The sequence below is a fragment of the Euzebyella saccharophila genome (assembly GCF_014855495.1).
GTDB lineage: Bacteria > Bacteroidota > Bacteroidia > Flavobacteriales > Flavobacteriaceae > Euzebyella > Euzebyella saccharophila.
This window is the reverse complement of the sequence record NZ_JACYFJ010000001.1, coordinates 1,165,050-1,188,066: the sequence shown is the minus strand read 5'-3', so window position 1 is coordinate 1,188,066 and position 23,017 is coordinate 1,165,050. Positions and strand designations below refer to the sequence as shown.

At 40.5% G+C, this 23,017-nt stretch carries 18 protein-coding genes; 14 read left to right on the top strand and 4 right to left on the bottom strand.

Annotated features, from left to right (window positions below; genetic code table 11):
• Positions 1-566: 566 nt before the first annotated feature.
• Positions 567-1,898, bottom strand: a complete 1,332-nt coding sequence (locus tag IL355_RS04990) for a sulfatase family protein (RefSeq protein WP_192461058.1) — start codon at positions 1,896-1,898, stop codon at positions 567-569.
• 310 nt (positions 1,899-2,208) lie between these two features.
• Between IL355_RS04990 and IL355_RS04985 the strand changes: the two genes are divergently transcribed.
• Positions 2,209-3,027 carry a 3-keto-disaccharide hydrolase gene (locus tag IL355_RS04985; protein WP_192461057.1) on the top strand — a complete coding sequence of 273 codons (819 nt, stop codon included), beginning with the start codon at positions 2,209-2,211 and terminating at the stop codon, positions 3,025-3,027.
• 5 nt (positions 3,028-3,032) lie between these two features.
• Here IL355_RS04985 and IL355_RS04980 read toward each other — a convergent pair whose 3' ends face one another.
• Complete coding sequence (locus tag IL355_RS04980) at positions 3,033-3,383, bottom strand: DUF2200 domain-containing protein (RefSeq protein ID WP_192461056.1); 351 nt, start codon at positions 3,381-3,383, stop codon at positions 3,033-3,035.
• Between the two features lie 391 nt (positions 3,384-3,774).
• Here IL355_RS04980 and IL355_RS04975 point away from each other — a divergent pair, with 391 nt between their 5' ends.
• From IL355_RS04975 to araA, 5 genes are all read left to right on the top strand, one after another.
• Positions 3,775-4,470: an NUDIX hydrolase gene (locus tag IL355_RS04975; RefSeq protein ID WP_222937472.1), complete on the top strand. Its 696-nt coding sequence runs from the start codon at positions 3,775-3,777 to the stop codon at positions 4,468-4,470.
• A gap of 77 nt (positions 4,471-4,547) precedes the next feature.
• The gene (locus IL355_RS04970; protein WP_192461055.1) at positions 4,548-6,233 is read left to right on the top strand and encodes a ribulokinase; all 1,686 of its coding nucleotides are present in this window, start codon (positions 4,548-4,550) and stop codon (positions 6,231-6,233) included.
• On the top strand, positions 6,230-6,931 hold the full coding sequence (locus IL355_RS04965) for an L-ribulose-5-phosphate 4-epimerase (protein ID WP_192461054.1): 702 nt from the start codon (positions 6,230-6,232) through the stop codon (positions 6,929-6,931). Before IL355_RS04970 ends, IL355_RS04965 begins: the two co-directional genes overlap by 4 nt.
• A gap of 31 nt (positions 6,932-6,962) precedes the next feature.
• Positions 6,963-8,588, top strand: coding sequence for a sodium:solute symporter (locus IL355_RS04960; RefSeq protein WP_192461053.1), 1,626 nt, complete (start codon positions 6,963-6,965; stop codon positions 8,586-8,588).
• A gap of 17 nt (positions 8,589-8,605) precedes the next feature.
• Positions 8,606-10,111 carry an L-arabinose isomerase gene (gene araA / locus IL355_RS04955; protein WP_192461052.1) on the top strand — a complete coding sequence of 502 codons (1,506 nt, stop codon included), beginning with the start codon at positions 8,606-8,608 and terminating at the stop codon, positions 10,109-10,111.
• 4 nt (positions 10,112-10,115) lie between these two features.
• Here the strand turns inward: araA and IL355_RS04950 are convergent, their stop codons facing one another.
• Positions 10,116-10,997, bottom strand: a complete 882-nt coding sequence (locus IL355_RS04950) for a hypothetical protein (protein WP_192461051.1) — start codon at positions 10,995-10,997, stop codon at positions 10,116-10,118.
• Positions 10,998-11,113: 116 nt separating this feature from the next.
• On the bottom strand, positions 11,114-12,295 hold the full coding sequence (locus IL355_RS04945; RefSeq protein ID WP_192461050.1) for an FG-GAP repeat domain-containing protein: 1,182 nt from the start codon (positions 12,293-12,295) through the stop codon (positions 11,114-11,116).
• A 269-nt stretch (positions 12,296-12,564) separates the two neighbouring features.
• Between IL355_RS04945 and IL355_RS04940 the strand changes: the two genes are divergently transcribed.
• The 8 genes from IL355_RS04940 to IL355_RS19365 all read left to right on the top strand — a co-directional run bounded on the left by IL355_RS04940 (position 12,565) and on the right by IL355_RS19365 (position 22,998).
• The gene (locus tag IL355_RS04940; RefSeq protein WP_192461049.1) at positions 12,565-13,677 is read left to right on the top strand and encodes a Gfo/Idh/MocA family protein; all 1,113 of its coding nucleotides are present in this window, start codon (positions 12,565-12,567) and stop codon (positions 13,675-13,677) included.
• A 148-nt stretch (positions 13,678-13,825) separates the two neighbouring features.
• On the top strand, positions 13,826-15,040 hold the full coding sequence (gene dinB / locus IL355_RS04935) for a DNA polymerase IV (RefSeq protein WP_192461048.1): 1,215 nt from the start codon (positions 13,826-13,828) through the stop codon (positions 15,038-15,040).
• Between the two features lie 113 nt (positions 15,041-15,153).
• Positions 15,154-18,159, top strand: coding sequence for a DNA polymerase III subunit alpha (locus tag IL355_RS04930; RefSeq protein WP_192461047.1), 3,006 nt, complete (start codon positions 15,154-15,156; stop codon positions 18,157-18,159).
• Between the two features lie 308 nt (positions 18,160-18,467).
• On the top strand, positions 18,468-18,719 hold the full coding sequence (locus IL355_RS04925) for a type II toxin-antitoxin system ParD family antitoxin (protein WP_192461046.1): 252 nt from the start codon (positions 18,468-18,470) through the stop codon (positions 18,717-18,719).
• Complete coding sequence (locus IL355_RS04920) at positions 18,712-19,011, top strand: type II toxin-antitoxin system RelE/ParE family toxin (protein WP_192461045.1); 300 nt, start codon at positions 18,712-18,714, stop codon at positions 19,009-19,011. The genes IL355_RS04925 and IL355_RS04920 overlap by 8 nt, the downstream gene beginning before the upstream one ends.
• A 360-nt stretch (positions 19,012-19,371) precedes the next feature.
• Entirely contained in the window at positions 19,372-20,859 is a 1,488-nt protein-coding gene (locus IL355_RS04915; RefSeq protein WP_192461044.1) for a TIR domain-containing protein, read from the top strand.
• Between the two features lie 557 nt (positions 20,860-21,416).
• Positions 21,417-22,631, top strand: coding sequence for a site-specific integrase (locus IL355_RS04910; protein ID WP_192461043.1), 1,215 nt, complete (start codon positions 21,417-21,419; stop codon positions 22,629-22,631).
• A 67-nt stretch (positions 22,632-22,698) separates the two neighbouring features.
• Complete coding sequence (locus IL355_RS19365) at positions 22,699-22,998, top strand: DUF6660 family protein (protein ID WP_317175471.1); 300 nt, start codon at positions 22,699-22,701, stop codon at positions 22,996-22,998.
• The last annotated feature ends 19 nt before the right edge of the window (positions 22,999-23,017 follow it).

Below are 23,017 nucleotides of genomic sequence, written 5' to 3'. Positions count from 1 at the left end.
GCATTAATGCAATATTTATCGGTCAGAATAACTAAATAACACCAAAAAGCCATCTCACAACAGATTTACAGGCACACACATCATTTTGTTGGCAAACATCCGACACTGGCGTAAGTTTGACGTGTAGTTAATTAAGAAGTAATATTTTCATTTTCATATAGTGTTCTCGTAAAAGAGCTTTGTTTCAGGACAAGACTCTTTTTTGTTTTGTGCCATTCTGGGATTTCTGTATCCCACTTCAACAGCATTAATGCAATATTTATCGGTCAGAATAACTAAATAACACCAAAAAGCCATCTCACAACAGATTTACAGGCACACACATCATTTTGTTGGCAAACATCCGACACTGGCGTAAGTTTGACGTGTAGTTAATCAAGAAGTAATTTTTTCATTTTCATATAGTGTTCTCGTAAAAGAGCGTTGTTTCAGGACAAGGCTCTTTTTTGTTAGACCCAATATCTTCCCTTAACAAATCTTCTTTTTAAAAATTTACCACCTGAACAACTAGGGAAAGAATTTTAGTCTAAAACTGATTGTATAACAAAGTACCGTTCAATTATAAATCAGTTGACCCAAGTCTCCTCCAAAATTTGTTGTAGCTCACTTACCACTTCTTTATTGTTAGGAGCTAAATTGTTTTCTTCTAAGGGGTCTTCATATATATTGAATAACTGAACCTTCTCATTTGGTTTGTTTTCAGGGTTTGGGAGAATTAATTTATATGGATTTGTCATCACTATTCGGTAATTAAGACTTTCTTCAACCGTATTGAAATCATGCTCATAAATTTCCCCATAAACAGCTTCTCTTTTATTCTGTTCCGCCTCGTTCAACACATTTATCCCATCTAAATCATCTGGGCGTTCCAAACCGATTAAGTCCAACACAGTGGGAACCATATCTAAACTACTGACCAAATTTTGTGCATCAATTTCAGGAGTAATCTTTCCTTTCCATTTATACATGATTGGTGTTCGCATTCCCAAATCATAAGGTGACCGTTTTGAAACCGGGTCGTAAGTACTGTTATTTTCATTTTGAACCCACCCGTTATCACAGACATAAACAAAAATGGTATTCTCGGTTTCCCCTTTTTCATCGATGTAGTTTATCAAGTCACCACATGTTTGATCAAACCACTCACACATGGCCCAATATTTTGCCACATATTCGGAGGGTGCTTTTGGCAAGTATTTCTGTAAAAGTGCCTCTGGCGGATTGTGTGGAGCATGAGGCAAAAAGGGTGCATACCACATAAAAAATGGTTTCTTTTTTTCTAATGCCAAATCAATATAGCTATAAAGAGTATCCATACCCTTACGGCCTATTTCGAGGCCGTAGTCACCGTGTCGCCCACCTTTATTGGGATTACCATGCGTCATACCATAATCGAATCCGCCGTTTTCATAATTACCTATCCACCATTTACCGGTCTGAAAGGAGAGATACCCTTTTTCTTTTAAGAAATCGGGTAACGTATTTAGCTTCTTGAAGTTTTCGATTACGGGTTCATAGTTTTTTGCTCTCCAAGATTGCGTCCACGCTGGTTTACCATTCTTTTCATCACCCGGAAGCACCCGATCGTTGGCCAGGACCATATGATTACGGGGGTAGACACCGGTAATAATGGATGCTAGAGATGGTGAACATAAAGAAGTCGGCACGTAACCCCGGGTAAATGTGCGACTTTCCCTAGCGAGCTTATCGATATTAGGTGTTTCGATATGCTCATGGCCCATAAATCCATAATCGGTCCATGCTTGATCGTCGGATAGGATGAATACAATATTGGGATATTGTATCTGTGCTTTTTTATCGGACGTTTTATCGGGTTGCTCTTTACATGAAATCAGACACACCAAAACAAGCCCTGCTATTACTATTAATTTTTTCATCCTATTATTAGTCCATTTTATATTCTGTCTTCCTTTTTAATCGAGTGATTTAAGCAAGTGACCAACACAACCGTTTACTAGCAATTGTCTTTCGAGTACAAAAGTATTCTGACGTCAACACCCAACTTCTAAATCTTTTTATGCCTCACTTCCAATCAAATATAACGTGCCCAAGATGAAAGAGTGTCCTGTACCATACTGTTAATGGCGGACTTATTAAAAATGGCGACTTACGCATAGACTGAACAAACCAGAAACTTCCATCGGTATTATAAGTATATTTATGAGCATCAACCATACTCAACTATTTATGACAGTCTTTTCTAGATTATTTATCAGCCTTTCTTTGATTCTAACAGTATCCTGTGGTGAAAAACAAACGCAAAAAGAATCCGATACTTCTATTAACGTTACCGAGAAATTGACAGCGGATTGGAAACCCCTATTCAATGGTAAAAATCTAGAGGGCTGGACAATGAAGATCAATTCCTATCCTTTAGGAGAGAATTTTGGCAATACTTTTCGAGTAGAAGATGGTATTCTTAAAATTAGATATGACCAGTACGGACCCGAATTCAATAATCGGTTTGGTGCACTTTTCTATGACAAGGAGTTGAAAAATTACCGTCTTAGGGCGGAGTATCGTTTTGTGGGAGAAACTGCCGCAGGTGCTCCTGAATGGGGTTTTAGGGACAGTGGAGTGCAAATTCACACACAAAACCCAAAAACTGTTAAGCTAGACCAGCAATTTCCTATATGTCTGGAATATAACCTTCATGGAGGGAATGGCACGGACGACCGGCCGCTAGGGGCCATTTGTGGTATTGGCATGCATGTTTCCGTAGATGGAAAACCCAGTAAGGAATTTTGTAATCCTGCAAAGGTGAGCAAGACCTTTCATGGAGACCAATGGGTAACCATAGAAATTGACATTAAAGATGGGCATGTCACCCATTACGTCAATGGCAAGGAAATTATGAACTACTCAGACCCGGTTTACAATCCGGAAAACGAATATGCAAAAGCTTTTATAAAGGATGGGGAAACAGAAGTCACCAGCGGCTACATTTCTTTACAATCAAACAGTCACCCCATCGATTTTAGAAAAATAGAACTACTGGAGTATTGAACCAGTCAAGACCTAAGAATTTTTTCCATGGCCTTGCCCCGGGCCAATTCATCGATCAATTTATCTAAATACCTTATTTTTTTCATGAGGGGATCTTCAATTTCCTCTACCCGATATCCGCAAATGACCCCTTTAATTTTATCCACATTTGAATTGAGCTGAGGTGCTTCTGAAAAAAAGGTCTCAAAATCAGTCTTGTTTTCCAAAATTTCGGACAAACCCTTTTCATCATAACCAGTTAGCCAAAATATGATTTGGTGTACCTCTTCCTTGGTTTTGCCTTTCTTTTCAGCTTTGGCAACATAATGAGGATACACACTGGCAAATGAAGTGGTAAAAATTCGATGTTTCTTCATGGCATTAGGTCTTTCTATGTTAGGTTTTTTAAAAATATTGGCGCTATTGAGGTTCCCAACAAAATAGAGTTCCTAACTGAAACTTATACTATATAATTAAACAACTCTAAGCTCTAGAGGACACATCCAAGCTATTATTCATATTGAAAATCAAAAGGTTACTCTTAGAAAGATAAAAAAATTAGACCGGATGCTCTATTTACAATTTCATTATTATCAATTCATCACTCTTTTGACTTTAAACGCTGGGTAAAAGCAACAAATAACCGTATTTTAGCAAATAGTGATTTTTTTAAATCCATTTTAGGTTTACAAATTTTAAATATTTAAAAGTGTAAACAAAACACTATTATATTTTTTGTCCTATATTTAACTCCAAATTTGAAACGCTTTGCAAAAACCATTTCAGATAAACAGGGCTTATAAAGAAGTCCAACAAATTACAGTGGCAGTAGATTGCCTCATTTTTGGCTTCAATGACGGTAATTTAGAACTACTGTTGGTAAGTAGAAGTTTTGAGCCTGAAAGAGACCGTTGGTCATTAATTGGCGGATTTGTTCATAACGATGAAGATTTAGATGATGCCGCCCACAGGGTCCTTACGGAACTTACGGGCTTAGATGATGTTTATATGGAACAGGTACGGGCGTTCGGTAAAGCAAAAAGAGATCCTTATGAACGGGTAATTTCAGTAACCTATAGTGCCCTGGTTCTAAAGAAGGATTACAATGATGAACTGGTCAAGAGTTATAAAGCGGAGTGGTTTCCTATTGATAATTTACCGGAACTGATTTTTGACCATAAGGAGATGATCGATGCTGCAATGAAAAGACTCCGAAGAAGGGTGAAAAGCGGTCCTGTTGGTTTTAATCTTTTACCGGAAAAATTTACCCTGCCTCAGCTTCAGAAATTATATGAAGCCATTTTAGGTGAGGAAATAGACAAACGGAACTTTAGAAAAAAACTGAATTCCATGGATTTTCTAATCAAACTGAATGAAAAGGACAAAACCGAATCAAAAAAAGGTGCCTACCTCTACAAGTTTGATGAGGACAAATATAATTATGTAAAAAACTTCAACATATAATCAACTAAACACAGCATAGGAAACTTACCGTATTTGGGGCCACCCAAATAGTGGAGGGTACCTCAATTTTTCTTATCATGGATTTGGATAACTATAGCTTAGGCTTGGATTTTGGATCGGACTCAGTTCGCGCCCTTTTGGTAAACATATCAAACGGACAAGAATTGGCAACCTCCGTACATTATTATAAAAGGTGGGAAGAGGGCAAGTATTGCAACCCCTCCACCAATCAGTTTCGTCAACATCCCTTGGATTATATAGAAGGGATAGAACAGACAATTAAAAATGTTCTTAACCAAGTTGAAGATGATGTAGTTCAGAATATTGTAGGGATTGGAATAGACACCACAGGCTCAACCCCCGTAGCGGTTAACGAACAAGGAACCCCACTGGCTTTGGCGGAAGGATTTGAGGAAAACCCCAACGCCATGTTTGTGCTATGGAAAGACCATACAGCCATTAAAGAGGCTGCAGAAATAAACGAACTCTGCAAAAAATGGGAAATAGATTATTCTAAATATGAGGGTGGCATATACTCGTCCGAGTGGTTCTGGTCTAAAATTTTACATGTTTCCCGTGCTGATAAGTCCGTATTGGATGCCGCCTATTCGTGGGTAGAGCATTGTGATTGGGTGCCTTTTTTGCTTACCGGCGGCACTGATGTAAAAGAGATGAAACGCAGCCGTTGCGCTGCTGGGCATAAAGCGCTTTGGCATGAAGAATTCGGCGGACTCCCTTCCAACGATTTTTTTACTGCCCTTGACCCGATTTTAGACGGGCTGCGAGACCAAATGTTCACTAAAACATACACCGCTGATGTATCGGCAGGGAACTTAAGTGCCGAATGGGCGGAACGTTTAGGTTTATCAACAAACGTTGAAGTGGCCGTTGGCGCTTTCGATGCCCACATGGGTGCGGTTGGCGCCCAGGCAGAACCTTATTTTTTGGCCAAAATTATGGGTACATCCACTTGTGATATTTTGGTAGCTCCTTTGGAAGGAAAAGAAAAACTGGTACAAGGAATTTGCGGTCAGGTAGATGGCTCGGTCATTCCTGGAATGTTGGGATTTGAGGCTGGACAATCCGCTTTTGGTGATATCTATGCTTGGTTTGAAAGACTATTGGCATGGCCCATTAAGGAGTTGATAGGCAATTCAGCTTTAATTGATGATAGTACCAAGAAAAAATTGGTTGATGAGGCCATTAAAAATATCATTCCCCAACTGAGCGAGGCCGCTGAAAAAGAACCTATTGGAGCTTCAGGTGAACTGGCGTTGGATTGGATGAACGGCAGAAGAACACCTGATGCCAATCAAAATTTAAAAGGGGTCATTGCCGGAATTAATTTAGGAAGTACTTCGCCTAAAATATTTAGGGCCTTGGTAGAAGCCTCCTGTTTTGGTGCCAAAAAAATCGTAGACCGATTTTTATCCGAAGGTATTCCTATCAAAGGAGTGGTCGCTTTGGGCGGAGTGGCCAAAAAATCACCCTTTATCATGCAGATGATGGCTAATGTACTCAACATGCCTATTAAGGTGGTACAATCCGAACAGGCCTGTGCACTAGGAGCTTCTATTTTTGGTGCAGTCGCTGCCGGAAAATTTACAAATGTTCCTGAAGCTATGGAAAAAATGGGAAGTGATTTTGAAACAGTGTACCAACCCGAAGCTTCTAAAGTAGGGGCCTACAAAGAAGTCTACAAAAAGTACAATGCCTTGGCCCAAGTAATGGAACCTCACATCATGAAACAAGCTGTAAAATGAGCGTATATCAAACTTTAAAAGAGGAAACTTACGAAGCCAATATGAGATTGCCAGAGCTTGGCTTGGTATTGTTCACTTTTGGCAATGCCAGTGCGGTGGATAGAGATAAGGGCGTTTTTGCCATCAAACCGAGTGGCGTACCTTATGCCGATTTAAAAGTAGATGATATTGTCATCTGTGACTTTGATGCCAATGTTGTGGAAGGCAATATGAGACCTTCATCCGACACTAAAACACATGCGGTACTTTATAAAGAATGGAGCGAGATTGGCGGTGTAGTGCATACACACTCCACCTTCGCAACGGCTTGGGCACAGGCCCTTAGGGATATTCCTATTTTTGGCACCACCCATGCAGATCATTTGACATCAGACATCCCCTGTGCGCCTCCTATGAAAGACGATTACATTCAAGGAGATTATGAGCACATGACCGGGTATCAAATAATAGATTACCTAAAAGAACGTGGTTTTGACCATAATGAGGTTGAAATGGTCTTGGTAGGCAATCATGCCCCATTTACCTGGGGAAAAACCGCTCACAAAGCGGTTTACAACAGTGCGGTTTGTGAAGAGGTAGCCAAAATGGCCCACCTAACTTTGCAAATCAACCCAAATGCAAAACAACTCAAAGAAGCTCTTAAAAAGAAACATTTTGAACGCAAACATGGGGGTAACTCCTATTACGGTCAAGAATAAGAACCTTTTTTCAACCAACTAAAACGATATTATGAAAGGATTGGATACGCTGGACTGGGTGGTAATTGCCCTCTATTTTCTGGTACTTTTAGGAGTGGCATGGTGGGTCATCATGCAAAAACAAAAAAATACGGAAGATTACTTTCTTGCCGGTAGAAATATTGGCTGGTTCGTGGTGGGTGCTTCCATATTTGCTTCCAATATTGGCTCTGAGCACGTAGTAGGTCTCGCCGGAAACGGGGCTGGAGACAAAATGCCGCTGCTTATTTATGAATTGCACGCTTGGCTCGTTCTTATGCTGGGCTGGGTCTTTTTGCCGTTTTATGCGCGCAGCGGGGTGTTCACCATGCCAGAATTTTTGGAAAGAAGGTTTGATGCCCGCTCTCGCTGGGTATTGTCTATCGTTTCATTGATTGCCTATATCTTGACCAAAGTATCGGTCACAATCTATGCCGGTGGGGTGGTCGTTTCGGCTCTGTTGGGAATTCCTTTTTGGATTGGGGCCGTAGCAACGGTTGTTCTCACGGGGCTTTATACCGTTCTGGGCGGGATGCGTGCTGTAGTGTATACGGAAACTATTCAAGCCATAGTATTGGTCTTTGGCGCTGGAATTCTTACCTATTTAGGATTGGACGCCGTAGGCGGATGGGGGGAACTTAAAGAAACCGTTGGTGCCGATTATTTCAATATGTGGCGACCTAATTCTGACCCTGATTATCCTTGGCTGCCTTTGTTCATTACCAGTACCGTAGTGGGTATTTGGTACTGGTGTACCGATCAGGTGATTGTACAACGAGTACTAACCGCAAAAAATATAAAGGAAGGTAGAAGGGGAAGTATCTTTGGGGCGTTGCTCAAGCTCATGCCAGTGTTCCTATTCTTGATTCCCGGCGTAGTTGCTTTGGGGCTTAAAATGCAAGGAAAATTGGATTGGGACAGCCCGGATGAGGCCTTTCCGGTGTTGATGAGTAACTTAATGCCCTCTGGTCTACGAGGTTTAGTAGCTGCGGGACTTTTAGCGGCCTTAATGAGCTCTTTGGCTTCGGTCTTCAATTCGTGTTCCACCCTCTTCACCTTGGATATTTATAAAAAACTAAAACCTGAAAAGCCAGAAGAAGAATTGGTAAAAACAGGCCGAATAGCCACTTTCTTTGTGGTTGGCTTGGGTCTTCTTTGGATTCCTATTATCACTACCCTATCCGACGGATTATACGAGTACCTGCAAAACGTACAGGCATACATTTCGCCCCCGATTGCGGCAGTGTTCCTTTTAGGAATTTTCTACAAGCGAATCAACGCCAATGGCGCTATCGCCACCTTGGTGGGCGGCTTCATCATTGGCTTTGCCAAGTTGACTTTGGAAATTTTAAAGTCCAGTTTTGCCGAAGGTAGTTTTATGTTTCAACTGGCCGATATCAACTGGTTGGTATTCGGGGCCTACTTTTTCGCCATGTGTATCGCCATAGCAATTGTAGTAAGTATGTTCTATCCTGCACCGTCCCAAACCCAATTGGCCGGCTTGACATTCGGTAGCGTTTCCGCTGAACAAAAAGAAGAAGGAAAAGGCAGTTACAATATTTGGGATATTGTTACCTCCGTCATTGTACTCTTAATTGTAGTTTACATAATGATTTCCTTTAGTACCCTAAGTTTATAAAGAATAAAAAGTAAATAATGATCAATATTTCCCATTACGAGGTTTGGTTGGTGACCGGAAGCCAACACCTCTACGGCCCTGAAACCCTAGAACAGGTTACAAACCATTCTCAAGAGATTGCCCAATTTTTAAATGCAGAAAAGAATATACCTGTAAAGGTACTCCATAAACCTACCGTAAAAACGCCGGATGAAATATACAGGCTTTGTATGGAAGCCAACAACACAGAGAATTGTGTTGGTTTGGTCACTTGGATGCACACCTTTTCCCCTGCAAAAATGTGGATTGCCGGTTTAAAAGCCTTACAAAAACCATTTCTTCATTTGCACACCCAGTTCAATAGAGATATTCCTTGGGGCTCCATTGACATGGATTTCATGAACTTGAACCAGTCAGCTCATGGGGGGCGCGAGTTTGGTTTTATGGCCTCGCGCATGCGAATGAACAGAAAAGTGGTCGTACGACATTGGCAGGACGAATCCGTTATCGCGAAAATTGCCAACTGGTGCAGGGTCACCTGTGCCGTAGCCGATTCCAAAAAAATGAAGGTAGCCCGTTTTGGTGATAATATGCGGCAAGTGGCCGTTACTGACGGCAACAAGGTATCCGCTCAAATAAAATTTGGGTACGAGGTAAATGGTTATGGTGTAGGCGATTTGGTGAAGTTTATTGATGCCATCTCCGAGAAACAAATTGAAACGTTGGTTCAGGAGTATGAAGAAACGTACCAACTGGCGGAAGGATTAAAATCCGATGGAAATATGCGTACATCGTTATTGGATGCCGCTAAAATTGAATTGGGAATGCGTGACTTTTTAGAGGAGGGTGGCTACACAGCCTTTACCGATACCTTTGAAGATTTGCACGGCATGAAACAGCTTCCCGGTATTGCCACCCAGCGTTTGATGGCCAGTGGTTACGGTTTCGGTGGAGAAGGAGATTGGAAAACCGCTGCGCTTGTGCGTACCATGAAGGTCATGGGCTCTGGGCTAAAAGGCGGTAACAGTTTTATGGAAGACTACACCTATCATTTCCATCCCTCAAAATCAAGTTGTCTGGGCTCACATATGCTTGAAATATGCCCGACGATTGCCAATGGCGATGTACACTGCGAAGTACACCCATTAGGCATTGGCGGCAAAGAAGACCCTGTACGTTTGGTATTCAATTCCGGTGCAGGAAAGGCATTGAACGCTTCCATTGTTGATATGGGCAACCGTTTTAGAATGCTGGTGAACAAAGTAGAGGCTTTGGAAATTGAACACGATATGCCCAAACTGCCCGTCGCCAGAGTGCTATGGGACCCAAAACCAGATTTGCAGACCGCCGCAGCGGCGTGGATTTACGGAGGTGGTGCACACCATACCTGCTATAGCCAAAACATATCAGCTGAATCGTTGGAAGATTTTGCTGAAATCATGGATATTGAGTTTTTATTAATTGATGAAAAGACAGACCTATACCGCTTTAAGCAAGAATTACGCTGGAACGATGCCGCCTATGTTTTGAACAAGGGCTTATAATAGCCTAGGGCTTCACACTAATTTGAACGGCTTCACAGCTTTTTAAATCGGAATTGAGAATAATTTTTTCCGAAGTACTGCCATCCGTAATCTCAATGGAAACGGTATTGGGCGGCGAGTTGCCCAAATTATGGGCATAAAGAAATAGGTCGTTGGCCTTGCCTTTTTCGAGTTTACAGCTCACTCTTTTTTTCTGATAGGTCAAAAGGTGTTTGGCAATTACTGTTTTTCCGTTCAGGTAGATAGAAACGATGTCATTATCTTGCCTGCCGTGGTCCCAAATATCAATAGTGATATCTTCTTTGTCAAAAGCAACTTCTTTTACATAGGTAATATTACGGCCATCAAATTGGTTGACCGGTTCTACAGCTATAGGGGAGGGTGTCCGTTTTTGTCGATTTTTCTCCTCGTAGGCCTTCTTTCTCGCATCTGAAATAGGGTTTTTGATGGAAAAATAAGGAGTGGCAAACTTGGCAATTTGATATTTGTTATCAGGAAAAAGCTCAATTCCTACCACTTGGTACGCATCGCCGGTACTGATATTCTTTGCCAGAATAATATCGGAAACACTAAAGGAATTTTTAAAAGTACCCAGTTCTTGTACTACCATATCATTTAATGCTAAAAAGAACCTTATAGATTTCTCAGGGCCAATGTTGATGGTAGACCATTCCAGCTTAGCTGGTTGGGTAATGTCCCAAACTGTTGATGAATTGGGAGAGGTAATTTTTATTTTAGTCTTTTTATCCGTGGAATCGCTAGGTATTTCCTGCAGTTGTACAAAAGGCATAGAACGGACACCCACCATGCTTTTGGCATACGAATTTGCCCAAAAACAGAGAAGTACTGTGAACAGAAAAATGTATTTCGCTTTAAAAAACGACACTCCAAAAATTTTTGCCCGATGCTTACCCTATTTCTAATTGGCAAACATAACCGTAGTACTTGCTATAACGCAGATTGCCCTCAAATGTTGGGTATGTGATTAAAAAATTACCAGCTTCACTTATCTTCCAACATGTTCTGGAAAAGAAAAACACCGTTTTTATTAGCGATGACGATATCCGGCTTTCCGTTTTTATCCATATCGGCAATGGCAATATTGAGTCCGGCCCCCGAATCGGAATCAATTAAATGTTCCTTAAAATAAGGTTTCTGGCCGGGCATAAATTCAATCCAAAAAAGATAGGGTGTATCTGCGTCTCCGGGATCATTGCCATTATGCGCCAAAAATCGCTTTCCTGTTACCCAGTCATTTCTTCCATCTCCATTTAAATCCGCCATAATGGAAGAATGTGTTTGAGAGGTAGTCTCGGTCATCAAGTGCGTCTTAAAACTACCGGATTTATCCTGCTCATGCCACCAAACTCCCAATTTGTGTGCAGAAGCACTTAACACGTCATTTAATCCATCGTCATTTACATCAAATACATACATATGGGAACAGGGTTCTCCCAAGTTGGCTTCCTGAAATTCCCAGTTTCCTGATTTTAAATCTGCGGTTCCCTTGAACCATCCATTGGTCACCAATACATCTTTGAAACCATCACCATCTACATCACCATAACCAATGCCATGCGAATACCGATCCGTACCAGAAACATTTTCTTTGGTAAGCGGATAGCGCTTCCATTCTGTTTCCCCTTTTGTTTTAGGAGCCTGAAGCCATACTATTTGCCTTTTTTCATAATCTCCGCACAAAATATCCAAGCGGCCATCTCCATCAATGTCCAAAAACCCTGGGGACTCATTGGAAATACCCATGGCATCCGCTATCATGTGTTTGGTCCAATAGCCCTCTTCATTTTTAGGGTTTTCAAACCAAAATCCGCCTTCACCGGGATACCCTACTATTACAACATCATCCCAACCGTCTAAATTTACATCCATTCCCAAGTTCAAGAAAGACTCGCTATACTCTTTGTAAGGGTCGTAGCTCTTAAAGGGAGCCACCTCATGGCGTTCCCAATTTGGTGCTTCAAACCAAGAATAACCGGCCACAATATCCAAAAGACCGTCATTGTTTACATCTGCCGTTGCTACACCCTCTGAAAGAAACTCCTTGGTCAAGGTGGTTTTTACAAATCCGTTTTTGACTGTCTGTGCATGAAAATGGCATGTGACAAAGAAAATCAGACTATATAATGCCGTTTTGGTAATAGACTTGAAAGGTAGTTGCATCATAAAAAAGGTTGTTTGGTGTATTCTTAAAAAATAGAACCCCTACGTTGAATCTTATCATAACGGATTCACGTTTTACTTTGGGGCTGTTCCCGTTGGCAAGCAAGTTAATTATTTTGATTTTCCTGTACACAACGGTTTTCATTTAGCAAAATGAAAAACTCCTTCTTTTATCCCAATCCCGTTATTGCCGGCTTTACTTTCACTAAATAAAACATTTTATGTTACGATTGAATGTTTTACTTTTAGAATTCAACAAACAGAACACTACTATGGCATCACGAAGAAATTTTTTGGAAAAACTGACCGTATCGGCAGTTGGCCTACCTCTATTATACCACAGCAACCCTCTTTTTGCGGTTACCGAAGCACCGTACCAAGGTCCGGTCTTAAAAGTGGCCATTATGGGACTTGGTAGTTATGGTACCCGAGTAGCGGAAGCTATGAAAGATTGCAAACGGGCAAAATTGGTGGGCGTTATCAGTGGAACTCCATCAAAAATAAAAGACTGGCAGGCCAAGTACGATATTCCGAAAAAAAACTGTTACAACTACGAGAATTTTGATGCTATCAAAGACAACAAGGATATTGATGCGGTTTATGTGATTACCCCTAACGGATTGCACAAAGACCAGTCTATACGGGTTGCGAAAGCAGGAAAGCATGTTATCTGTGAGAAGCCCATGGCGGTAAATGCTGATGAGGCCCAAGAAATGGTCGATGCCTGTAAGGCTGCCAAGGTACATTTGCTCATTGGTTATCGCATGCATTATGAGCCTAAAACGGTAGAGGTCATTAAAATGAGGCAAAACGGGGAATTCGGGAAGGTGAAATTCTTTCAGGGACAATCGGGTTTTACTATTGGTGACCCCAACCAATGGCGTTTAAACAAAGAATTGGCCGGTGGTGGTGCCATGATGGACATTGGCATCTATTCCATAAACGGTGCGCGTTACATGCTGGGCGAAGAGCCTATTTGGGTGACCGCCCAAGAAACCAAAACCGACCCCATTAAATTCAAGGAAGGAGTTGACGAAACCATTCAATTTCAGTTGGGCTTCCCTAGCGGTGCGGTGGCCAACTGTTTGTCCACTTACAATATGAGCCATCTGGACCGCTTTTTTATGACAGGTTCCGAGGGATGGGTAGAGATGAAACCTTCTACCGGTTACGGTCCTATTAAAGGGCGTACCCATAAAGGAGAATTGGATCAGCCCCATATCACGCACCAAACCTTGCAAATGGATGGTATGTCACAACTTATTTTTGAAGGGGTACAGCCCATTGTTCCGTTAGATGGGGAAGAAGGATTGAAAGACATGAAAATAATCGATGCCATCTATAGAGCCGTAGAAACCGGCGGAAAAGTAGCTATCAACCTGTAAACGAAAACGAAAAAACACTTTAACAGAAATCAGGATAGTAACGCACTCTTTTGATTTCTGTTAATTTTCATCTCTTATATTGGAAATATTCCAATTAAATGGAATTATTCCATAATTTAGCTGTCCCGATTTATTTTTTGGATCAGCTATGCAGAAGACCATTTTACATTTAGACCTTGATACTTTTTTTGTGTCCGTAGAGCGGCGTATGAATACTGAGCTCAAGAACAAACCCATATTGGTTGGGGGGTTGAGCGATCGTGGTGTAGTTGCCGCCTGTAGTTATGAGACGCGTAAATTTGGAGTACACTCGGGCATGCCTATGAAAATGGCCAAAGAACTTTGTCCCGAAGCCGTTCCCATTAAGGGGAATGCAGGCACCTACAGTAAGTTCTCCGATATGGTTACCGAAATCATCCAAGAAAAAGTACCGCTTTTCGAAAAATCGAGTATCGACGAGTTTTACGCAGACCTTACCGGAATGGACCGTTTTTTCGGTTCTTACAAATACGCATCGGAGCTCAGACAGCGTATTACCAAAGAAACCGGATTGCCTATTTCCTTTGGCCTATCGGTAAACAAAGTGGTTTCAAAAGTGGCTACGAACGAGGCGAAACCGGATAATCAATTAAAAATCGATTTCGGACTTGAAAAGCCTTTTTTGGCCCCATTGTCCATCAAAAAAATACCCATGGTAGGCGATAAAACCTATCAAACCCTTCGCAACCTAGGTTTACGGCAAGTACGAACCATACAGGAAATGCCTATTGACGTGATGCAACGGGTGCTGGGCAAGAACGGAGGAGTCATATGGAAACGGGCCAATGGCATTGACCACACCCCGGTAATTCCGTTTTGTGACCGAAAATCAATTTCAACGGAACGTACGTTTGACAAGGATACCATAGATGTAACAAAATTGAAAGGAATCCTTATCGCCATGACCGAAAATCTGGCCTACCAATTACGAAGGGGAGAAAAATTAACGGCCTGTATCGCGGTAAAAATCCGGTATTCCGATTTTAACACCTACTCCAAGCAATTGCGTATTCCCTATACAAGCGCAGACCATATTCTCATTCCTAAAATATTGGAAATGTTCAAATCGCTGTACAACCGCCGCTTGTTGGTACGATTAATAGGTATACGGTTCAGCCACTTAGTATCGGGCAATTATCAGATCAATCTCTTTGATGATACGGAGGAGATTCTGAGCCTCTACCACGCCATGGACCATATTCGAAAACGCTACGGTGATAAAAGTGTGATTAGGGCTTCGGGCATGGGAGCCAAAACGGTGGGGCGAATGCAAAACCCTTTTGACGGTAGGCCGCCTATAGTATTGGCGCATAGAAAGCAGTAAGACAGGAGTTAGGGGTTAGGGGTTAGGGATTAGGAGTTAGGGATTAGGGGCTAGTGAATAAATACACCCTCTACGGTATGTTGACCTTGTAAAAATTGAATTGGGCAAAAAATATGTATTTAAATTGTCACACATATTATAGTCTTCGCTTCGGAACATTTTCCGAAAAGGAACTGCTGCGCTTGGCCCAAGAGAACGAGGTTACCCGCTTAGTACTAACCGATATCAATAATACTTCGGCCTGTCTCAATTTTGTCCGTTTGGCTCCTGATTTTAATGTAACGCCTATTTTGGGCATTGATTTTAGAAACGGAATAGACCCCTGCTTTGTGGGCATCGCACAAAACAATGAGGGATTTATGGAGCTGAATAATTTTCTATCACGGCATTTGCATCAGCAAAAAGAAATTCCCCCAACGGCGCCCAAATTTCAAAATGCCTATGTGGTATACCCTTTTGAAAAAGTACTGTTGCACGAAATAGACCATTTGGGAGAGAAGGAGTTTATAGGTGTTTCCATTAAGGACTTACGAAAACTACCCTTCTCAAAACTATCCAATTTAAAGAATAAATTGGTGGTGCTACAGCCGGTTACCTTCAGGCATAAAAGTGATTTTAATGCCCACCGACTTCTCCGGGCCATTGACAACAATATCCTATTGAGTCAACTGGAAAAGACCGAAGAGGCTTCCGAAGACGAAAAAATGTTTCCCATAACCAATTTGGCAGCCGCTTTTTCTGAGCATCCGCATATTTTGGAAAACACGGAGAGCTTGCTAAGGTCATGCCATATTTTTTTCGATTTCTCGGAAAACAGGTCCCCACAGAACCTGCGTACGTATTTGGGCTCTCAAGAAGCAGACGAGGCCCTTCTTGAAAAACTTTGCCAAGAAGGCCTGCCCTACCGCTATCCTGATGGTGGGGAGGGTATTCTAGAACGTTTGGAAAAAGAGATGAAACTCATAAAAGAGATGGGCTTTGTGTCCTATTTCCTGATCAATCATGATATTGTAAGTGAAGCGAGAAAGCGTGGGTTTTTCTATGTGGGGCGTGGTAGTGGCGCCAACAGTATAGTTGCCTATCTTTTACGCATTACCGATGTAGACCCCATAGAACTTGACCTCTATTTTGAGCGTTTTATCAATCTGTACCGCGCCAATCCGCCAGATTTTGATATTGATTTTTCGCATCGCGATCGCCCCGAAATGACCCAATATATTTTTGACAGGTTTGAGCATGTAGCGCTTTTAGGTACCTATGTCACTTTTAAGGAAAGGGGGGTTATTAGGGAGTTGGGCAAAGTGTTCGGTTTGCCAAAGCGGGAAATAGACGCCCTGTGTGAAGGTGGATATAGCCCAAAAAGTTCCGATGATATTTCTCGTTTGGTCATCAAATATGGACGATTATTGATGGGAATGCCCAATTATTTAAGCATTCATGCGGGCGGTATCTTGATCAGTGATAAGCCCTTGCATTGGTTCTCCGCAACACACCTTCCGCCCAAGGGGTTTCCGACTACCCAGTTTGATATGGTCATTGCCGAAGACGTAGGCCTCTTTAAATTTGACATTCTAGGGCAGCGCGGACTCTCGAAAATAAGGGAGACCTTGGATATCATAGCCTACAATCAGCCTGAAAAGGCTAACAGCTTCGATATTCATAATGTGCGAAAGTTTAAGACTGATCGGTCGGTTAATGAGTTGATTAAAACAGCTCAATGTATGGGGTGTTTTTATGTGGAATCGCCCGCCATGCGCATGCTTTTGAGAAAACTGGAAGTGGATAATTACTTGGGGTTGGTGGCGGCAAGCTCCATCATTCGCCCGGGAGTGGCAAAAAGCGGAATGATGCGCGAGTATATCCTACGGCACAGGAACAAAGGCAGGGCCGAAGAAAAAGGACATCCGGTGATGTTGGATATTATGCCGGAAACCTACGGGGTCATGGTCTATCAAGAAGATGTCATTAAGGTGGCGCACCATTTTGCGGATTTGGATTTGGGCGAAGCCGATGTGCTCCGCAGGGGAATGAGCGGTAAATTCCGGTCTCGGGAAGAGTTTGACAAAGTCCGTTTAAAATTTATTGACAATTGCCGAAAAAAAGGGGAGCCAGACAGTGTCATTTTTGAAGTTTGGGAGCAGATTGCCAGTTTTGCAGGTTACGCCTTTGCCAAAGGGCACTCGGCCTCTTATGCGGTAGAAAGTTATCAGACCCTCTATTTACGGGCCTATTTTCCCTTGGAATATATGGTGGCCGTACTCAATAACGGCGGCGGATTTTATCGCGCGGAGTTCTATGTACATGAAGCACGTATGTTGGGAGGTATTATACATCCGCCCTGCGTCAACCAAAGTTTTCATGTAAATGCTATTTATGGGAAGGATATTTTTTTAGGATTTGGCTACTTGCGGGAGCTGGAACTTCGGGTGTCTGAACGTATCTTAAAAGAACGGGGCAAAAACGGAAGTTTTTCTTCCCTGGAAGATTTTTTGGATCGGGTAGGCATTTCCATAGAACAGATAAGTATTTTAATCCGTATTGACGCCTTTAGGTTTACAGGGGTCAACAAACATCAACTACTCTGGAAAGCCCATTTATTCCTCAACAAAAGCACGAAAATAGACCACCCGAAACTGTTTCCGCCCAAACATCAAGATTTTAAGATTCCCCACCTGCATACCACCCATTTAGAAACGGCCTTTGCCGAACTTGAACTATTGGGCTTTTGCTTGTGCAGCCCGTTCGATATATTGGCAGAACCGCCTAAAAACAATAGATGTGCTGCCGACTTAGAGCGTTTCTTAAACAATTATATTGATATTTATGGCTATTTGGTAACGGTAAAAAATACAAAGACCCATCATGGTAAGCGAATGCATTTTGCCACCTTGGTAGATCAAAAAGGAGAGGTTTTCGATACTGTTTTGTTTCCGCCCGTAGCTGCCAATTATTTTTTCAGGGGCAAAGGGGTATACCGTTTTTACGGCAAGGTGGTAAGTGAATTTGGTTTTTTGAGCATTGAGGTAGTAAAAATGCAAAAGCAAGACTACATTCAGGACCCTCGTTATGCCGATATGAAAACCAGTACCAAGGTGTTTTCCAAAAAACCTATGACCTAAAAATTTAACAACATAAAAAGACTGTCAATCAAATAAGGATGCACAATTATTCCTAACACTTTTATTGTTTTAAAGGTTTTCATTGGTCGTTTCGCCCGGTCACCTAAAGGTGAACCCAAATTGCTACCAGCCCGACAAAGCCTTCCTGACGGGTATGCAATATGGTGTGCTCCTTTGTATTTTTCTTTTTTGCGTACCTTTCCTTAAGACAAACAAAAATCCGAATGCGCGACTACATATAGTCCTGCGCTGCCTGTAATTTTGAAATATTACCAATTATTGGTATTTTTATTCAAAATCTAGTTGCAATGAGTAAAAACACATCGATATCATTAGGTACTTACTTTGACCAATTCGTTCATGAACAAATTTCTGAGGGACGCTATAAAAATGTGAGCGAAGTAATTCGTGCAGGGCTTAGGTTACTGGAAAATGAGGAAAGTAAGGTGATTGCCCTACGCAAAGCGATTCAAGAGGGAATCGATAGTGGAATTGCGCACGACTTTGATTGGGAAAAAAATCTAAAAGATTTAAAAGCCAAGAGAAAAGCCAATGGCTAAATTCAAATTGACCAACAAAGCAGTTGCCGATTTAAATGGAATTTGGGAATATACCGCAGATAAATGGTCTGAAAAACAAGCGGACAAATATTATCGGGAACTTATGGAATCCTGTAAATGGATTGCGGACAATCCAACACTTGGGAAAAACTACGCTGGAATTACCCCTACCCTATTCGGGTTCAAAGAAAACAAACACATAATATTCTTTAGAACCTTGGAAAAAGATTTAATCGAAATCACAAGAATCCTACATGAAAGAATGGACTTGAAAAATAGAATGGAGGAATAAAAAACTACCCGCACGCGGGCTATAATTCATTGCTAGCGGATTTCCCTAGCCGAAAATACAGTAAGCAATTATTCACAATACAAAAAGACAAACCCTGTACTAAAATCTCGCAACTGATCATACACGTCCCGTGTGCACAATTCACCTAAAAGTGAAACCGAATTGCTACCAGCTCGACAAAGCCATTCTGGCGGATACCCAATCTGGTGCACTCCTTTGTATTTTTCTTTTTTACGTACCTTACCGGTGCGAAAAACAAAAATCCAAACGCACGACTACATATAGTCCTGCGTTGTAGAGCTTTCTACACTAAAATTAAACTTTCCATTAAATTTATATCTTGTAACCACAAACTAACCTATGAAAGCATATCTAGAAGATGTTTTTAAAACATCTGGAATTCCCACATATACATTTGTAAAACCAGCTGAGTATAATTCAATATTAGTTTCGTTGAGAACTAAAGGAAGATGTTTGGTAGTTGAAGGACCATCTGGAATTGGAAAAACTACATGCGTAATAAAAGTTATTGAAGAATTAGGACTAAATGCAAATATTACTTCCTTAACGGCGAGAAAAAAGGATGATTTAGAATTTATAAGAATTCTGCCTGAATTTGACAATTTGGGTACAGTAATAATCGATGATTTTCATCTATTGGAATTAGACTTAAAATCTGCTATAGCTGATTATATGAAAGTTCTGGCCGATGAAGAAAGAACCGATGATAAACTTATATTAATCGGAATCAATAAAGCAGGTGATTCTTTGGTTCAAATTGCTGGTGACTTAAATAATAGAATTGATACCATAAAATTTGAGCAGAATCCAGAGAATAAAATATCCGAACTGATTTCACTTGGAGAAAAAGTCCTGAACATAAATTTTAATACGAAAGAGGAGATTATAAATTTAGCAAAAGGTAGTTTTCATATCGCCCAGCTACTTTCAAAAGAAACATGTACTCAAGCCCATGTTTTAGAAACTGTTTCCGATAAAACAAAAATAGATCAGAGTATAGAAGTTATAAAAGAAAAAGTTCTCTCAGATTTCGAAAGAATTTTTTATCCAAAAGCAAGAAAATTTGCAGTTGGGAACCGATTAAGAAGAGAGGGAAGAGCTCCATATCTTCACCTATTATATTGGCTGTCTTTATCGGAAGAATGGTCAATTCAAATAGATGATATCTACCTAAAGTATCCAGATAATAAACTAAGTGTTTCTCAAGTCGTAGATAAAGGATTTCTTGAAGGTATAATTAGAGATAATGAAGAACTTAAGGATGTTATTCATTATGATCCTAATTCTAGAGTATTGGCGGTTGAAGACCCTAAGTTCATGTTCTATTTAAGGAATATTTTATGGTCAAAATTTTCCAAAAAGGTAGGATACATAAGTCTTTCATTCAGTAACAAATACGACTATGCTCTTTCATTTGCTGGTGAAAATAGAGATTTGGCCTCCAAGATTAATGATCTTCTTTTAGAGAGAGAAGTATCAGTATTTTACGATAAAAACGAACAGGCACGAATTCTTGCTGAAAATGTAGAGGATTATTTAGCTCCAATCTATAAATCTGAAGCCTTTTATGTAATCGTTTTAATGAGTAAGGATTATCCAAAAAAAATATGGACAAAATTCGAATCAGATAATTTCAAAGAAAGATTTGGAACAAACTCAATAATTCCTATTTGGTACGTAGATAATTATCCTGGATATTTTGATGATACACATAAACTTGGTGGATTAAGCTTTGATCAAACAAAGGATTTAAATAATCAGGCCGAAGAAATAGTTGAAGTTTTAACCAAAAAATTATTCGAAACAAGAACCGAGCAAAAACAATAAAACGCGCACAACAACAGTTTATCACCAATAGACGACACCTTTAGAAAGAAAATAATTGACTTAACAAACAAACCGATACTGAGCCGATAAATCCTCATCCCGTACTCCACCAACTTGCGATAAGCGAGACCGATGATGCACAATTATTCCTAACACTTTTATTGTTTTAAAGGTATTCGTCGGCCGTTTCGTTAAACGCTGCACAGGCTCTGTAGCCCTACCCCTTTTGTAGCCTTCCCTTTTTTTCGGACCGTACAAAAACAATTTTCTATTACTTTAATCAATTAATACTACTGATCAAAAAAACAAAACCCTGCCAATCAAATGATTAACAGGGTCTTTTGTACCTTGGGTGGGAATCGAACCCACACTCCAAAGGAACTGGATTTTGAATCCAGTGTATTTTTAGTTAATTTCTCACAATATATTTTATAATCAATTGTTTATGAGTTTTTTAATTTTATTTAAAATTATATGATGTGCTTTAAAATTAAAATTTGTTGTACCTATGTTGTACCAAAATTGATTAACTTTATATCCTAAATTAATCATTGGATATGGCTTCAAATGTAAAAATCGTCCTGAGAAAAAAACCAAATAAGGAAGGGCTTTATCCTTTGGCTATTCGAATCACAAAAAATCGTAGTTCCAATTATCACTACATCGGCCACTATATTGACATAAAAGATTGGGATGAAAAAAATATTCGTGTTAAGAAATCACATCCAAACGCTGCAAGGCTTAATAATTTACTGAGCACAAAGCTCAGCGAAGCCAGTAGAAAGTTATTGGAACTACAATCCGAAAAGAAAGACATTACTGCTAATCAGATTAAGAGTAAGCTATATAGCTCGTCCAAATCTACCAGCTTTTTTGAGGTGGCTGATGAATTTTTAAATGAACAGGAAACAAACAAAAAACTAGCACGCCATTCTGCGGACAAAGCTCGTGTAAACCACGTTTTGAGTTTTGTGAAATCAAGGCAGCTGACCTTTCAGGAAATTGATGAACAATTTCTTAGAAAATTCAGAAGTTATTTAATGGCTACCAGAAAGATTTCCGAAAGGTCAATCGTGAACAACCTTGTAGTTATTAGAACCATTTATAATAGAGCAATCAAGATGGGGATTGTTGATAAAAAACTCTATCCTTTTGGCTCTGATAAAATACGTATAAAATTTCCTGAAACTGAGAAAGTAGGCCTTACGAAAGAAGAAATTGTATCATTAGAAAGTGTTGAAAATCTTAGTGACAATGAGAAGCACGCTAGAAATGTCTGGCTTTTCAGTTTTTACTTTGCCGGGATAAGAACAGCCGATGTCCTTAAAATTCGTTGGAATGATATTTATGATGGACGACTTCATTATCGAATGGATAAAAATTCCAAATTATTATCCCTTAGAATACCTGACAAGGCGAACGACATTTTAGAACATTATCGTAATGGAAGAAACAGTGACGATGATTTTGTGTTTCCTGAAATGAAAAAAGCCAACCTCAAAGACCCGAAGGATGTATATGCCAAAGTTAAAACAGCCAATAAGAAATTCAACAAATATCTAAAGGATGCTGCTTTAAAAGCTGAGATAACCAAAAAGGTGACTATGCACATAGCAAGACATAGCTTTGGGCATATCTCAGAGGATAAGATTCCCATAAAAATGCTTCAGAAACTTTATAGGCATTCTTCCATAACTACAACAATCAAGTATCAATCCAACTTTATTCATAAAGATGCGGATAATGCACTTGAAAGTGTCGTGAATTTTTAAACGGGTGTCTATTTTATTTTGCAACCCCGTTGCACCGAAATTCTGTTATCTTTGCATCGTGAAAGTTATGGCAATCATACTATCGATTTACTTCTTGGCGCTCAATTTAGTGCCTTGTAGCGATTCAGAGAATGTTGCCGACGATTCCCAAACCGTCTCGGTAGTTGATTTTGACGGTGACCACGGGGATGATTGTGAACTTTGCTCACCGTTCTGCCAGTGCCATTGCTGTCACGTTCACACCATACACTTTGGTATTGCTAACTTCGAACCGCTTAAAGCGACCATTCCTCAGGATAACTTTGCCCACTTCGACAGTATAGGTAAGGATATTACTTTCTCTCTCTTTCAGCCCCCACAGGTTTAATTCAGTTTTACAGGATAGC